A 16,156-nucleotide genomic window follows, 5' to 3' on the forward strand; every position below is an offset into this window, starting at 1 on the left:
GGACTCTGTTTGGGCTCCGACTCACGCTGTCTCCATTTACTCAGAAGGCTATCGTTTATTCCAAGCTCATCTGCAACCTCTTTCACCGATCCTCGGCTATTAGATAAATCTATAGCCATTTTTTTGAAGGAATCATCAAATACTCGTTTGCTCATATAATCAAATTTAAAAGTTTCTAGTTAAATCTGACAACTAAATTCCTCCAGTCAAATGTAGCAACTCCACTGCCTCCGATGGTGAATGAAGTATTGGAGAACGTTGCGTATAGGCGAATGCCTCGGCAACTTTATCCAGGAGCTCACTGGTTTCCTTTGATAGATCAGCATTTGACTGATCTCTTACGATAGATTTGATTTGATTATCCATGGGATTAAAAATAAATGAATTAACAGTACAAATTTCAGAAACCACCAATTGGGTATGATAACCAAATCAAGGAAATACTTAACCAATAAATCATGATTACCACATCGTTTGGGGAGCTAAATTAATATGAGTTATAGCAATAGAAATGTAAAGACGCTGAAATCAGTCAACCATTATAAAAATCATTCGGTAAATGACGAGCCCGGTGAAATCGATTTTATTTTTATCCTTGACAAAAAGGCCTACTTGGCTGACTGCAAGAACTTGACCGTAACAAATACGTAACCAAGCCAAATTTTGCGGTTCCAAAAATAGTCCGTAAATTGCTTCTGTAAGTCAGAAAAGCACATTTTGTCCCATAATAGGACGATTAGGCCAGAAGACTCATAATCTCTAGCCTAGCTACGTCGTTTAAAATACTAGTGGCGACTCAACCAAATGGTGATAAGAGAACTCCGTTTACCAGAATACAGCATTTAGATCGCGTCCGTGTAGTTGTTGAATAAAGGATAAATGGGGAAGACAACTTTAGTTCTGGAAAATGCAGAAAAGATATTGCTGCTTTTTTACTAATTGTAGAATTTTTATATCATCATTTTTACTAAATATTATCGCGCGAATCTATGTTCAAGTTTACCCTATCTATAATTTTTACCATTCTCGTGACCAACCTATATGCCCAGTTTAAGGTAACCGGCAAAATAACAGATCATACGGGTAAACCACTTTCGTTAGCAATAATAACTTTACAGCAACCGGGGGTGAAAACCTCTGGTGCTATATCAGACAGTGTCGGTAACTATCAAATCAGTAATCTAAAGCCGGGCAGTTACTCGCTACGTGTAAATTTTGTAGCTTACCGTGACACCATCATAAAGTTTATACTGAACCGGGATACCGCAATCAACTTGCAACTTAACGCTACACGAATATTATCTGAAGTAACCATCAAGGCACAAAAGTCGGTATTCCAGCGGGAATTGGACCGCTTCCGGTTCAATGTTGGTCAAACGGATTTAGTGGCGGGTAATAACGTTTGGGATGTTCTTGAAAAAACGCCGTTGGTACGTGCATCCGAAGATGGATCTATTGCGATCAGCGGCAATACCGGAGTTATAGTATACATTAATGACAAAAAAAAGGTGCTATCTGGCAGTGCCCTCAAATCTTATCTAAGCAGTTTACCGTCAGATAACCTGGAGGCAATCGAAGTCATAACTACCCCTCCAAGCCGTTACGAAGCAGAAAGCGGAGCAGGCATTATCAATATAGTAACTAAAAAAAGCAAGGAAGAGGGACTTATCGGTAGCGCCTCTTTAAGTAGTCGTCAAACGGCAGTCAATTCAGAAGCTGGTAGCCTTTTTTTGAATGAACGTTCAGGAAAATGGAATTTTTACTCGAATTTGTATATGGGAAACCGAAGCCGCAAGCCTAATACGGATCGTAATATATTCTATCCGGCAGGTACGTCTTCCAACGGCCCTGACCGAAGAAATATCAGTTCAGTAAACCGGTATACAGAGCTTTATCCTGGGGCTGGTTTAGGTGCAGATTATCAGCTTATTGACAATCACGTAGTGGGGATGCTTTTTGATTTCGCTGGGATATCCCGCAGGGAAACCCGTAACGCTTTAACCAGGGATTTCTATACAACCACAGATTCTGTGACCAGGACCGCAAACAAAGACAGGATTAATTCGCAAACTTACTCTCTGAATTTAAACTACCAGGGTAAACTGGACTCTACAGGTAAAATGCTGAGTGTGGATTATGACGTCCTGGCTTACCGCTCTGACAACAATTCCAACAGCACCAATACCAACTTAGATCCGCTTACAGGTAACGCAATCAACGATCTGAACGTCTTTCGGACTGCATCACCTCAGCATATCAACAACCAATCAGTAAAAGCTGACCTTGACCTGCCGCTTCGAAACAAAAAAGGAATGCTCAGCTTTGGTGGAAAAAGCTCCTTATCTAAAATCAGCAATACTTTCTTATTAGAAGACCTAATCGGTGGTAACATTTTTATAAGTAATCCGTATCAGAGTAACAGTTTCCGGTATGAAGAAAATATCAACGCACTGTACGGTAATTTTAGTTATAAATTAAGTTCTGCCTGGTCTTATCAAGTAGGCCTTAGAATGGAAAATACGGTAGCCAAAGGCTGGTTGGAGGAAAATCAGGTTGTATCACGAAACTATACCAATGTTTTTCCTGCCGCCTTTTTAAAATTGGCAACCAAGAAGAAAGGAGCTTACGTATTGGCCGTGACCAGCCGAATTTCACGGCCAGGCTATTGGGACTTAAACCCTTTCCGTACATATACCACAGATAAAGCTTATTTTACAGGTAACCCACTGCTGCAACCTGTCAAATATTATCGCCAAGAGCTTAGCCATAGTTTAAATGAAAAATGGGGATCACTAACGCTTCAACTGGCTGCCAGTCAAACTATAGGTGAAATTTTTTCGCTACCCTATACCTCGGGTGACACCATTATCAACCAAAAAACCAATTATGGCAACCGTTACGGGTATGCGCTAACGGCCAGCTACAATAATCAGCCTAAACCCTGGTGGCGGTTTTCGGGAACGATGCTGGTGGGCTATGTCGTGACCAAAGGAACTTATGCCAATGATATTGCCATTGATAACAAGACGGTTGCTGTCACGCTGGCGACTAATCAAACATTTACCATTTCGAAAAAAGCAGGACTGACGAGTACATTGGTAATAACTAATTCATTTCCCGCTACCATTGTCAACACGCACATTGGGAACCGACTGGATACGGAGGTACGACTGCGAAAAACCGCTGGCCCTTTTGGGATCACCTTATCTGCGCAGGACTGGTTTAAAAGCAATAGAGACCGGTATGAGTATATGCTTGGTGCACTTCGTGTAAAGGATAATTATTATAATGATACCCGAAGCGTAGCCTTAGCGATCAGTTATAACTTCGGCAAACAAACGGTTAAAGATAAGCGTGACCGGGATACGGGCTCACAAGACGTGAAGGGCAGATTAATGTAGCCCATGTGATTCAGAAGTTATCATTCTCATTATACCCTCCTTATTTGGTAATACGCTAGCCAGTTACTCGAGAAGTGTACTAACCAGCAATAACCAGTGTGGCATGGTTTTATAGAAAAAACATTATCGGAAAGAGAAAGCGAGATAGATGTTCTGATATCGATTGCTGCACTGGCCGTATTGACCTCCACCAGTTTTTAATTAAGAAAGCGGTGTTAAGCCGTTTTCTTAATTAAAGTAACTGTTGTCATAAAGAATATTTCTTCTTCCTTTTATAGCAGATTGGAATGAGAGAAAGATTAAAAATATAGCTAAACCACCGCCATAGAACCGCCATCTATTTGGTAGATAGCTCCTGTAATATAACTAGCCTCGTTAGAAACAAGAAACCTCACCAAGTCGCCAATCTCTTCAGGCTCAGCAGGCCTTCCTAGTGGAACTCCACCCAGTTTATTTATTACCGACTGTGTAGCTTCTTCCACTGTAATATTTAATGATCTTGACATATTTTCCATGGCTTGATGCATCTGTGGAGTTTTAACTAGTCCAGGGGATACAGTATTAACCCGTATTCCTTTACTTCCTAGTTCTGATGCTAAAGCTTTACTATAGGCATTTAATGCTGCTTTTGCTGCCGAGTACGCCATAGTCATTTCCCAAATAGGTTGAATCGCAGGATTCATTGATATATTTATAATGACTCCGGTTTTCTTTTCAATCATCAAGGGAAGTAGTGCTTTATTTATACGTACTGCTGACATTAAGTTCAATTGCAATTCATTATCCCAATCCTGGTCTGTAAGTGAACTATATCCACCGCCTGGAGTTAAATTGGCTCCTGCGTTATTCACGATGATATCCAGTTTTCCATATTTTTCCAGGATTTGTTTTGATATTGTTTTTGCACTTTCTGCTTTTGAAAGGTCGGCACCTATAAAATATTGCCCGTTTAAACTTTCTTCCGGTTTTGTACGAGCTGTTATAATAACCGTTGCGCCGGCATTACTTAATTTATCTGCAATAGCTTTGCCTATACCTTTTGTGCCGCCGGTAACAAGTGCTATTTTTCCGTTTAATGAGTTGTTCATAAAATTGATTTAATAATTATTTTCAAAAGTACCCTGAATACTTTACTTTTGAAAGTAGTTACACAAATGTGAAGTAATACCATATTGTAAAGTTTAGTTGAATAACAGGTAGTTATAATGAAAAAAATAATAAACAATTTTGAGGAGCAGTGTGCTTTTCAGGAACTTTTGAAAGTTATAGGCGGGAAATGGTCAATGTCCATCATTTATGTCCTGTTTTCAGGGAAGAAGCGCTTTAGTGAATTGGAGCGTACAGTTCCACATATTAATACAAGGATGTTGGTTAAAGAATTGAAGAATCTAGCAGAATATAAAATTATTACCAGAGAAGTATTTGCTACTGTTCCACCAACAGTGGAGTATAGTCTAACAATAAAAGGTAAAAAGCTAGAGCCGATAATAAATGACTTTTATAATTGGGGAGTTGATAATTTATATGATTATCCTGTTAAATAGGATCTTGAAAATAAGGGAAGTTAAATTTTAAGTCTGAACATTTTTTGCAAACCAAGCCAACCGAAATAGATCTCACCATATGTAAACAATATAATTACACTATGTCGGCATAGTGATAATTCGGTTATTGTTTTTCACTGAGGGCTGCCTCTAAAACAGCTCTATTGTTTTCGCCCCATTTTTCCAGGCTGATTATCAAAGGCAACAGACTAACTCCCAGAGCTGTTAACTGATATTCTACTTTAGGAATTTTAGTATCGAAAGAAAATTTATCTACAAACCCATATTTCACCAATTCATCCAATTGCTTGTTCATAACCCGCCTGTCTACAGCAATTTTCTTCTGCAATGCGCCTGGCCTTTTTACCTCCTCTGAAATGTAATAGATCAGCATCAGTTTCCACTTTCCGTTCAAAAGTTCCTTAAATACGTGCAGGCCACAATCCGTCCTAATAGGAATTTTCTTTTTATACATCGCTTAGTCAATCAATTGTCAAAGCAAATAAGCACAAATTTGTGCGTACTTGCTGTAATGTAAGTAATGAAATAAGTTTGTCTCAAATTATAAATATAGACAATGATCAAATTTACATTTTTAGTGCAAAAACTCCCAGGCATGAGCCTGGAAGAATTTGTGGATTATCACAAAAATCAACACGCTCCTTTATTCTGTTCTATCCCTGAGGTAGAACTTTACGTTAGAAAGTATATAGTTAACCACCCTATAGTAGCGGAAGGTTTTCCTAAGCCTTTATATGATGCTGTAGTAGAAATCTCGTTTGATACCTTTGAGGATTTCAACACCTTCTTCACATCAGAAAATTATTTAACAAAAGTGCATCCGGATGAGCCCAATTTTTTTGATACTTCAAATTATATTGCAATGGCAACCAATGAAACAATCATCAAAGCTGGTGCATAATTAATAACCTTATCGATAACGCGAATTAACCTAATAGGTTGATGGGCGTTATTGATTTACTGGATCACGCATTAGATTAGAAAAGAAGTTATGGCAATAAAGAAGGGAATTACCCACTTTCCGAAACAGAAGAGTGCCAGCTTTTTTCTGTTTTGCTGTCATCCATAGTCACGATGAATCTCCGCATTCTTAACCATTCACTTTATTGAGCGCTAAACGATTTAAATCGAGAGCTGCGAAAATGCTTATTTCAAAGCCTTTCCCTTCAGGGGAAGTGCAGATAGGCAGATAGGGTTTTTCGCCAGATATCAACACAAAAAAGCCGCAGCATCAGATAAAAATCTATTGCTGCGGCTTCATCGTTAATAAATAAATTAAGGTTTCTTCCCAATATTTACCCGGAGATTCACTTCGAAATCGCCATTGGTATAGCCGCTTATTGCAGAAGTTGCAGTATTGTAATAAGCCATGAAATATAGTGATGATTTATAATTCATGCCAAAGCCAATAGTGGCATTTTGCGTGTTGTGGTACATTGCCATAACATACAATTTATCGTTTGCGAAATTAGCGTTTACACCCGCATCCCAGAGGTTATCATAATTTTTAATCCCCCTGAAAACTCCTTTTGGCTCAATGCTAATGGCATCCATACCCGTTCCAAAGTTAAATTTATAACCCACCGCAGAATAAAAAGTTGGCTTATTGGCAAAATTCAAATCATCATTTCTAAATACCGTACGCATATTCGGAATGGCACCCTCTACGGTAAGTCCGTTTGAGGTGTATGAAACGCCAAAATCGCCATCAAGATAATAGCCGCGATCATTAAAACGGGCAATAGATGGATCATTAATATCGCTGTTGCGGATGCTGCTTAAATCCAGTTTATCCTGACTGGCACCAAAAGATACCCCAAAATTTAACTGCTGGTTATTGCTGCTTAATGGTAAGTGATAAGCGAAGGTTCCCACAGCTTTAGTGCGTTGTAAACCACCCGATTTTTCATTATAAACGTTTACTCCCCAGCCCACTTTATTTACCTGTTGATCTAAAGTTACGCTCTGGGTAATTGGTGCACCTGGAATATTCGACCATTGTTTACGAAAACTTCCGTTGATGTTAAAACCCTCATTTATACCCGCCATAGATGGATTAACCAGGTACCTGTTTTGAAAATACTGTGCATTTAAGGGAAGGATTTGTGCTTTAACGCCTGCCGAAAATAAAATGCCTGTTGCAAATAGAAACGTTACGCGACTTATTTGCTTTATGTTTTTTGTAATTGCTTTCATGTCTGTAATTAGTCTCTGATGATGTTAATGTATCCTTTAAAAGTTTTGATTCCCGTTCCTAAGTCAATGATGTAGTAATAAGTACCCTCTGCAAGCGGACTGCCATTAACTGTTCCGTCCCAATCGTTGGTATAAGCTTGTTTAGTGTATAATATCCGCCCGGCTTTATCAAAAATCCTTAAGGTATTGTTTGGATAGTAATCGATATTTTTAACGATAAACTTATCATTATAACCATCGCCGTTTGGTGTTACTACCGTACTTGCTTCTAAATTGTAATCGTCTGCAACGGTAATGGAAACCGTTTGCTCTGACGTACAACCGTTAGCATTGGTCACTATTACCTTATAATTACCACTTTGTTTTGGCCTGATGGTCGCATTGGAAGTAGTTTGCCCGCTATTGATATCTGCACCAGTCCAGCTATATTGTGAACCACCGGTTGCGGTTAAAATAATCGTTTCGCCTTTTGAAACAGATAAACCTTTATTGCTGCTGATGGTAATTACAGGAAGCGGATTTACAGTAATAGTGGCATTGCCGGTTTGTGTTTGTGTGGCAAAGGCATCGGTTACACTTACTAAGGTGTAAACAGAGGTGCCCACAGTGCCCGTTGGTACCGTTAATGTTGCGGTTGTTCCGTTTGTGGTTACCGTTCTGTTACTACTTCCATTTAGGGTGTAGGTAAAAGTGTAAGGTGCTGTTCCGGCAGCACCTGTAAAAGTAATTACAGGTGAGACATTGAAGTTACAAACAGCGGTAGTACCGGTAATTGTGGCTATTGGCAGGGGCCGTACGGTTACAGTTGCAGCACCTGTTTGCGGCTGACTACAATTTACATCGGCTACCGCCACCAGATTATAAACAAAAGTTCCTGCCACAGCACTTGGTGCAGCGATTGTTGCCGTATTGCCTGAAGAGGTTACGGTTCGGTTTGCGCCGCCATTAATGTTATAGGTAAAAGTATAAGGTGCCGTTCCGTTTAAACCGGTGAAAGTAAGGGTAGGCGAAGCTGTATTTTGTGAAACAGCCGCAGCCCCTGATAGCGTTGCTGTTGGCAAAGTCCTCACTGTTACCGTTGCGCGGCCTGTTTGATTTTGGGCTGCATTTACATCTGTAACACTTAACAAATTGTAGTTAAATGTGCCCGCAACGTTTACCGGAGCAGATAAAGTTGCTGTTGTACTGGAATTATTTGTACTGATGGTTTGGCTGGCGCCACCATTAATGTTATAGGTGAAAGTATAAGGTGCCGTTCCGTTTCCACCAGTAAAGGTAACTGCAGGAGCGGTTCCGTTTATACATAACGCAGTTGTGCCAGAAATGGTGGCTACAGGAAGTGGATTTACCTTTACCGTGGTGGAAACATTTTGCGTTTGTGTGCTGTATGCATCCGTGATGCTGGTTACCGTATAAATAAAAGTGCCAACCGTATTTGTTGGTGCAGATACCGTTACAGAATTGGTGTTGGAAGTTACACTTTGAGCCGTGCCGCCGTTAATGTTATAGGTAAAAGTAAATGGTGAATTTCCTGCAGATGCGGTGAAGGTAATAACGGGTGCAGGTGCATTTAAAGGAACTGATACATTTGCACTGGCCACCGCCACCGGGATGGCATAGATCCGAAGATTTGCCGCTTTGTAATTGATGGCGTAATTAGCTGTCAAGGCCAATGTTCCCTGGGTAATGGCATAGTCGCCGGCTGTTTCACCAGGATTTCTGGTCAAAGTACCTGTAAAAGTGTCGGCACCAATTAATGAGGGCGTAGAAGTATAAGTAAACGATGGATCTACAGTTGCTTCTACCTTGGTTTTAGCATCAGCCGTTACGGTAATTACTTTCGGTGCAATGGTTAAAACCTGCTGTTTGGCAACTGCCGGATTAAAAAATGTATCTCCCGCCTGGTTTGCCGTAATGGTAACCGTCCCGGCTTTAACAATATGCACATCGTTATTGCTAATGGCTGCAATAGTTGGATCGCTGCTGGTGTAAGTGATATTAATATTGGTATTATCGCTGGTTGCACCAATGGGGAAATCAGGATCGCCATAGGTTACTGTTTTTGTTGGTGCAAGGGTAATGGTTTGGTTGGCTTTCACTGTTGCATCGTCCCTGCTATACCAGATTGGCGAAGTAATAATCCGGCTTCCATCGGCCTCTACCAAATCGGCATAGTAATAACCCGTAGCTAAGTTTGCCAGGGCGTTATCCGTATAGGTTAAACTGGTAGTGGTGCCGGCGGTTAATTCAACCGGGTTTACACCACTGCCCGGGGTGCCATAAAAAATCTTAATGCTCGTTACCGGGCTTGTGGTGATCGAGTTTAGTTCAATTAAGGGCGCACCTGCTGTTTTAAATACACTTCCAACGGGTTGCTTATTTATCGTGAAGACTATTTTTGCAGCCGAATCCTGCGAGGCATAGAAACGCATCTTTTTAATGGCATCTAGTAAATCATTTTCCGTTAACGCAGGAGCGAGTACCACTAATCTTGCCCTGGTATGCCGTCCGAAAGTTAGATTGTGGTTATCGTGGTCTATACTGGCCCCGAGGTGATAACCCCTGGCCAGCATTCTATTGTAATAACTTAGATAACTCATCGAACTTGCAGGGTCTGAATAAGTAATATTGGTAGAAAACGCAGGGCCACTTTCTAAAGCAGCACCAACAATTGCACTATCGGCACTTAAATCATATGTAGCTGAGATGTTGTTATAATCGCTGGTATTGGGGTGCGCCAGGGTTGCAATGGCATTTAAACCATGTCTGTTGATAATTCTGAATAGTCCGGTAGGACCAGTGTAAACACTTTTAGGTACATAAATCTGATTTTCACCGGGTTCCCAGCCAATTAGTGAATCAATCCCATACACAATAACATGGCCGCCACCACTAATTACGCCCCATTCCATCCCATGCATGGCTACAAAGGTAGAGGTGGTTGCATTTTTAGCGGCATCAATGCCTGGTTGCCAGCTGGCTAAAGACATTCCGGCCTGGGTATGGTTGTGTTCGGATATACCCAGGAAATCAAGATTCATAGCGTTTTTGGCAAAGGCATAATCATCTTCTGGTTTTTTGGTTAAATCATCCTTATTTCCATCCGAGTAGCTACTGTGACTGTGCAGGTTTCCGTAATAGAAATTTAGTTTATTTACATCCAAAACCCCGGTTTTGAGGTTTCCTAAAAGCGGTTGGTTAGTAAGGTAAAGAGGACCACCACTACAAGCGCTGTTGATGGAGTAAATGAAGAAATAATAGTTTGTATTTTGAGATAAACCGTTTCTGATAAAAGTTCCGCCGGCTCCTCGTTTCACCACGATTCCGCCACCCAGAAGATCGCCAATGTTATACGTAGTTTGATTTGTTGGTACAGCGGTTAAAGCATTACTGGTACTCATCACTACAAGATATTCATCTGCACCATTTGCTGGTGTAAATGCACCCTGGATAAAATTATAGTTAGATGATGTAATGGTAAAATTAGTTGGCTGAGCAACCGGAACTGCACAGGGAAGCAAGGCTTTTGTGGCCTGGCTTGCGCTTAACACATCAGCAGTTAAATATTTCGGGCCACCGGTACAGGATATATTATTTAATGGAATAATGAAGTAGGTGTAACTGGTTGCGTCTGTTAATCCATTATCAGTAAAAGTATTGGTTACAATTCTATTCGCTACAATACCGCCACCAAAAGAACTGCCAACATTGTAAACGGTACCGTCGGTTGGCAAAGCGGTTAAGGTATTATTCAGGCTTCTAATCACCAGGTACTCATTCGCATCGGTTGATTTAGTAAATGTTGCAGCTATACTGTTCGTTGTTACACTATTAAAGGTTAATGCGGTTGCCGGCGTTGTTGGTGCAGCGCAAACCGGAAGATTTGGTGGGAAATGAACGCCTAAACGATTGGCATCATCATCATCAATAGCATTTTGAACCAGGGCCATTGTAGTTCTGGTCCAGTCTTCGTCAGCATAAACCGGATTAGGAGCAGTAACGTTCAAACTTCTTACATAAGAAACATCTTTCGCGTTAATTCCCTGGCCAAAAGCATCTATAATATTGTTGTTGGCATCTAAGAGTGCCACCCCGTCGTTTCCGTTAAAATTTATTACGGTATTGTTGTTCTGTACTGCATTTGCAGGCGTGAGGTAAGGGATTTCGGAATTGCTGTTTCCGGTATTACCAAGCAAAACTGATCCGCGGGCTGGAATGGTGAAGTTTAAATTAACGATCTGAGAAGGCACACCAGCAATATTAATGGTTCCGCCATCTCCGGAAATATTGTATAATGCCAGCTTTAATTGTGGCGAGGCCGTATTTACCGGCGCATTGCTTAAATTGGTTAACTCAATCCATTTGTTAACCGAAGTGCCCTCATAATATTGACTGATTATAATTGGCGCACTTACCAAAGGAGGATTTGCTGTGATAGCATCTACACTGGCAACAGTGGTTTGCAGATTACCGGCAACATCCTGGGCAACTACGTAAAAAATATAACTTGTTCCGGAGGTTAATCCGGTTATGGTAGCAGAAGCATCCGCACCAGCCGTGTTTGCAAATGAACCCGACTTGAATGCAGCTGTTCCTGTTGCATTTAAGCCCGCCTTTACCTGTGCAGGCGTTGGCGCGGTCGATCCCGAAGGAAGCAGCACATAGTAAGTTGTTCCGGCCTCGTTAATGTTATTAATTAAATCTACAGATGTAATGGCGGCATTATTTGTTTTCGGATAGTTAGCGGCTGTAACCGGAGGAGTGAGGTCTCCTGCTACGCCTGTTCCGGTTAACGCAACATTTATGGTTGGTGCACCAGTGCTGGATAAAGTTGCATTGCCTGATGATGCGCCAACAACCGTCGGACTATATCTTACATAAACGGCAGGACTTGCAGAGATTTCGGCTGGTGTAAAGGTTACCGAAGAAGAAAACGTGGTGTTATCTTTTGATACCGAAAACGGCAAATTGGTATTGATAATGGTGTTTGCTGTAGTATTTGTGCCTTTTGCGGTGAAACTTTGGGCGCTGGAATTTGTGGCGATACTTTGGTTCCCGAATGATAAACTGGCTACCGATGTAGTTAATGTTGGCGTTGCTACCGCACCATCTGAAGTAAAGGAAAGGTTAAAATTATCGATCGCTGTAGAAGGCCGATTTCCCGCTCCTGTGGTGGCATTTATGGTTACAATTCTGATCCAAACGGAGTTAGCGTTGTTATCCAAAGCTGCGCCAAAATCTACGTTAATGGTGTTATTGGTGAATGAGCTGCTTCCGGTGGTTAATGTTCCGGTGGCTGTTGCTACAGTGAACGCCGTGGGTGCAGCACCAACACCGTAATCAACACGCCAGGTTGCCTGCCTTGGCGATCCTGCATCTAAAGATTGCAAATTGAAACTCAGCTTCAAGGCTTTTTTTCCTGTGGTGTTAGCCAGCTGGAAAACGAAAGCACCGTTAGGATCTCCAACATTAGCGGTTTGCCTTAACCCCAAAGCCCGGTCAGTAGCAGAAGTCTGTATTGCCGTTGTTGCTGTGGCGCCCGTTGTTGCAGAAGCGAAATTTTTGAATGCACCAGTGGCGTTGTTCCAGGCAGTTGCGGTATTGGTAAATGCTGCAGCTACACCCGGCGAGGTGGCGTTTGCACCTGTTCTAACAGAAAAGCCGGGCGGAAGCGAAGTGCCAATGCCATCAAAACTTTCTACATAAGGAGAAGTTGTGAGCGTTACCTGGGCAAACAGTCTGACCGAGATCAAAAAGAGCAGAGAGAGAAGTAAAATTTTTTTCATACAGATTTGATAGGGATATAAAATGATTTATAATCGCATTACAGCGGATAGCAGCAGGTGTGCTAAAAAAAATCAGGAAATAAATTATGCAGGTAAAGTTGTGCCATTCAGGATGTTAAAGGTGATTATCGGATGATTTAAATATCCAGCGCAATTTAGCCCTTCTCAGTGCCGGCCATTGACGTGAATATATAGGAAACCCATTCGCATAGCGAACGATTTTGCTGGAATACAGCTTATTGAAGTAGCGTTTGCAACATATGGGATGTTTAGGATGCTAAAATAGGGTTCAGATATTAATTTAATATGGAGGGGATGTTAAATTAGTTGTGTTTGGCAATAAAAATGGTAGTTAGCCATTTCAGATTTAAATTTAGTTAATTTCGGGAATATTAACATTGATGTTGGTAAATTTAAAAAGGGCAAATGTTTAAGCGATTATTATAGATAATCTTCAATATTTCCTTTTCCTTCACGGATTACTTCGAACTCTCCATTGGTACAATCAATAACAGTCGAAGCCTCGTTATCGCCGAAGCCGCCATCAATCACTAAATCAACCAGGTTTTCGTATTTCTCATGAATTAATTCCGGATCAGTTGAATATTCAATTACATCATCATCATCTTTGATGGAAGTAGACAGGATCGGGTTCCCCAGTTCCTTCACAATGCATCTGGCTATATTGTTATCAGGAACCCGAATCCCCACCGTTTTTTTATTTGAGCTTAATAATTTAGGAACATTATTATTCGCGTCAAAAATAAAGGTGAAGGGCCCCGGTAATGCCTTTTTCAACACCCTGAAAGTCGTATTATCGATGGGTTTAATATAATCAGAAATGTGCTTTAAATCATGACAGATAAAAGAGAAATTTGCTTTTTCTGGTTTAATGCCACGGATGCGGGCTATTTTTTCAATTGCTTTTGGATTAGTAATGTCGCAACCCAATCCGTAAATGGTATCGGTAGGATAGATAATTAATCCGCCTTTTTTCAGTACTTCTACCACCTGTTGAATGGCTTTTTCGTTAGGGTTCTCTGGATAGATTTTAATAAGCATAGCGTAAAAATAACAATTTAATAGTGTTGGTTGTTTAATATTCTTAATCTTTGCATTACAAAACATACGCTAGTCTATTATTATGAGAAAAGCTTTCGTGGCAATTGCTGCATTTTTAATTGCCCTCACCATTATGCTGGGCTTATATCACCCGTTTTTATGGTGGACATTCCTCTTCACTGGCCCTTTTGTAATCCTCGGTGTTTACGATTTATATCAGCCAAAACACAGTATCGTGCGGAACTATCCGGTTTTCGGGCGACTGCGTTATTTCATGGAAGAATTGAGACCAAAGGTTTATCAGTATTTTGTAGAAAGTGATACCAATGGTACGCCATATAACCGGTTAAACCGCTCCTTAATTTACCAACGTGCCAAAACCGATAATGATACCATCCCTTTCGGAACACAACTTAACGTATATGAAAATGGTTATGAATGGCTTAGTCACAGCATTGCAGCCATTTCACACCACGAATTAAACTTGGATCCACGCGTATTAATTGGCGGGCCAGGTTGTATCAAACCATATTCGGCCAGTATCTATAATATTTCGGCAATGAGTTTTGGGTCATTAAGTCAGAACGCCATTCTGGCTTTAAACGGCGGTGCTAAAATGGGCAACTTTGCACATAACACCGGTGAAGGTGGAATCAGCGATTATCACCGTAAACCGGGGGGTGACTTAATCTGGCAAATTGGAACAGGTTATTTTGGTTGCAGAAATAACGATGGAACATTTAATTATGAAGCTTATGGCGAACGTGCACAGGCAGATCAGGTAAAAATGATCGAAATTAAGTTGTCGCAAGGTGCCAAACCTGGTCACGGCGGGATGTTACCGGCCAAGAAAGTAACCGCTGAAGTTGCGCGGATTCGCCTGGTGCCCGAAGGGAAAGATGTGCTCTCTCCGCCTGCGCATTCTGCATTTAATACACCATTAGGTTTATTGGAATTTGTGAAAAGGTTACGTGATTTATCAGGTGGAAAACCAGTAGGTTTCAAATTGTGTATTGGGCGTAAAAGCGAATTTTATGCCATTTGCAAAGCAATGATCGAGACAGGAATTTATCCGGATTTCATCACCGTTGATGGGGGTGAAGGTGGAACAGGTGCTGCGCCACAGGAGTTTTCCAACTCTGTAGGTATGCCATTACGGGAAGGTGTTGCTTTTGTATATGATGTATTGAACGGTTTCGATTTGAAAAAGCATATTAAAATCATTGCCTCTGGTAAAGTGGCTACTGGTTTCGATTTAGTTAAAAACATTGCCTTAGGAGCCGATTTATGTAATGCGGCCCGCGGAATGATGTTCGCTTTAGGGTGCATCCAGGCACTGGAATGCAATAGCAATACTTGTCCAACGGGTGTGGCTACGCAAGATCAAAGTTTGATGAAAGGTTTGGTGGTAGAAGATAAAACGGTGCGTGTTAAAAACTTCCATAACCTTACTGTGGCCAGCGCGGTAGAATTGCTGGGTGCTGCGGGTTTACGGGAGCCACATCAATTAAGCAGGGCGTATATTAATCGCCGGGTGAGCTCCAGCGTAATGCAATCTTATTTAGAGAGTTTCCCATACATACCTGCCGGAAGTCTATTGCAAACGCCATATCCCACTCGTTTCGAATTGGGGATGGCTTTGAGTACCTCCAAAACTTTTGCGCCTACAGATTATAAAGTTTCTGCAATTGATTATCGACATGCTAATCCATATAGCGATACCATGCATGATGATGGAATTTAAAAATTTTAAATAGTAGAAAAGCCCTGTAAGTTGAAGATTTACAGGGCTTTTTTATGCTTTATTTTAACCACATGTAGACACAAATAAACGGGGGTCTGGATTTGTATGGGGTCTGGTTTTTAACCACAGAGGGCACAGATAACCACACATCTGGGGTAATAAAAGGTTGACATAGGGCCTAATTCGCTAAAGTTGTCAGTCTGAGCTTGTCGAAGACCTGTGCCACCACTATGTATCGTCCTTCAAACATTAGTTATAGAAAAATTTACGATGTTAATTAATTTCTACAAGGTAGTGTAAATTGAACTGTGTCAGCCAGTTTAACCATTTTGCAAATGCAGCTTTATTCTATCCTCAAACATAATGTATAGCTGAGATAATGTCAAGTTCCAATTCTGCAGG

The 16,156-nt window shown here is 41.0% G+C and carries 11 protein-coding genes; 4 read left to right on the plus strand and 7 right to left on the minus strand.

Annotated features, from left to right (window positions below; genetic code table 11):
* Positions 1–155: transposase (locus GJU39_RS24350; protein WP_154281226.1), on the minus strand; the 155-nt coding region annotated here is incomplete at its 3' end.
* A 37-nt stretch (positions 156–192) separates the two neighbouring features.
* Complete coding sequence (locus tag GJU39_RS21785; RefSeq protein ID WP_154283113.1) at positions 193–366, minus strand: hypothetical protein; 174 nt, start codon at positions 364–366, stop codon at positions 193–195.
* A gap of 623 nt (positions 367–989) precedes the next feature.
* Between GJU39_RS21785 and GJU39_RS21790 the strand changes: the two genes are divergently transcribed.
* The gene (locus GJU39_RS21790; RefSeq protein WP_154283114.1) at positions 990–3,401 is read left to right on the plus strand and encodes an outer membrane beta-barrel protein; all 2,412 of its coding nucleotides are present in this window, start codon (positions 990–992) and stop codon (positions 3,399–3,401) included.
* Positions 3,402–3,712: 311 nt separating this feature from the next.
* On the opposite strand, the gene GJU39_RS21795 is transcribed toward GJU39_RS21790, so the two are convergent.
* Positions 3,713–4,489 (minus strand): SDR family oxidoreductase, encoded by a 777-nt coding sequence (locus GJU39_RS21795; RefSeq protein WP_154283115.1) that lies wholly within the window; start codon positions 4,487–4,489, stop codon positions 3,713–3,715.
* A 117-nt stretch (positions 4,490–4,606) separates the two neighbouring features.
* Between GJU39_RS21795 and GJU39_RS21800 the strand changes: the two genes are divergently transcribed.
* Positions 4,607–4,945: a winged helix-turn-helix transcriptional regulator gene (locus GJU39_RS21800; protein ID WP_154283116.1), complete on the plus strand. Its 339-nt coding sequence runs from the start codon at positions 4,607–4,609 to the stop codon at positions 4,943–4,945.
* Between the two features lie 124 nt (positions 4,946–5,069).
* On the opposite strand, the gene GJU39_RS21805 is transcribed toward GJU39_RS21800, so the two are convergent.
* Positions 5,070–5,420 (minus strand): winged helix-turn-helix transcriptional regulator, encoded by a 351-nt coding sequence (locus GJU39_RS21805; RefSeq protein WP_154283117.1) that lies wholly within the window; start codon positions 5,418–5,420, stop codon positions 5,070–5,072.
* 102 nt (positions 5,421–5,522) lie between these two features.
* On the opposite strand from GJU39_RS21805, the gene GJU39_RS21810 reads away from it, so the two are divergent.
* Positions 5,523–5,867: an EthD domain-containing protein gene (locus GJU39_RS21810; protein WP_154283118.1), complete on the plus strand. Its 345-nt coding sequence runs from the start codon at positions 5,523–5,525 to the stop codon at positions 5,865–5,867.
* A gap of 374 nt (positions 5,868–6,241) precedes the next feature.
* On the opposite strand, the gene GJU39_RS21815 is transcribed toward GJU39_RS21810, so the two are convergent.
* The 3 genes from GJU39_RS21815 to GJU39_RS21825 all read right to left on the minus strand — a co-directional run bounded on the left by GJU39_RS21815 (position 6,242) and on the right by GJU39_RS21825 (position 14,010).
* Positions 6,242–7,162 carry a PorP/SprF family type IX secretion system membrane protein gene (locus GJU39_RS21815; RefSeq protein ID WP_154283119.1) on the minus strand — a complete coding sequence of 307 codons (921 nt, stop codon included), beginning with the start codon at positions 7,160–7,162 and terminating at the stop codon, positions 6,242–6,244.
* Between the two features lie 8 nt (positions 7,163–7,170).
* A complete protein-coding gene (locus tag GJU39_RS21820) occupies positions 7,171–12,948 on the minus strand; it encodes a T9SS type B sorting domain-containing protein (protein WP_154283120.1) in 5,778 nt (1,925 codons plus the stop codon).
* 441 nt (positions 12,949–13,389) lie between these two features.
* Entirely contained in the window at positions 13,390–14,010 is a 621-nt protein-coding gene (locus GJU39_RS21825; RefSeq protein ID WP_154283121.1) for an L-threonylcarbamoyladenylate synthase, read from the minus strand.
* 82 nt (positions 14,011–14,092) lie between these two features.
* On the opposite strand from GJU39_RS21825, the gene GJU39_RS21830 reads away from it, so the two are divergent.
* Positions 14,093–15,754 carry an FMN-binding glutamate synthase family protein gene (locus tag GJU39_RS21830; RefSeq protein ID WP_154283122.1) on the plus strand — a complete coding sequence of 554 codons (1,662 nt, stop codon included), beginning with the start codon at positions 14,093–14,095 and terminating at the stop codon, positions 15,752–15,754.
* The last annotated feature ends 402 nt before the right edge of the window (positions 15,755–16,156 follow it).

Source organism: Pedobacter petrophilus (assembly GCF_009674725.1).
Classification (GTDB): domain Bacteria; phylum Bacteroidota; class Bacteroidia; order Sphingobacteriales; family Sphingobacteriaceae; genus Pedobacter; species Pedobacter petrophilus.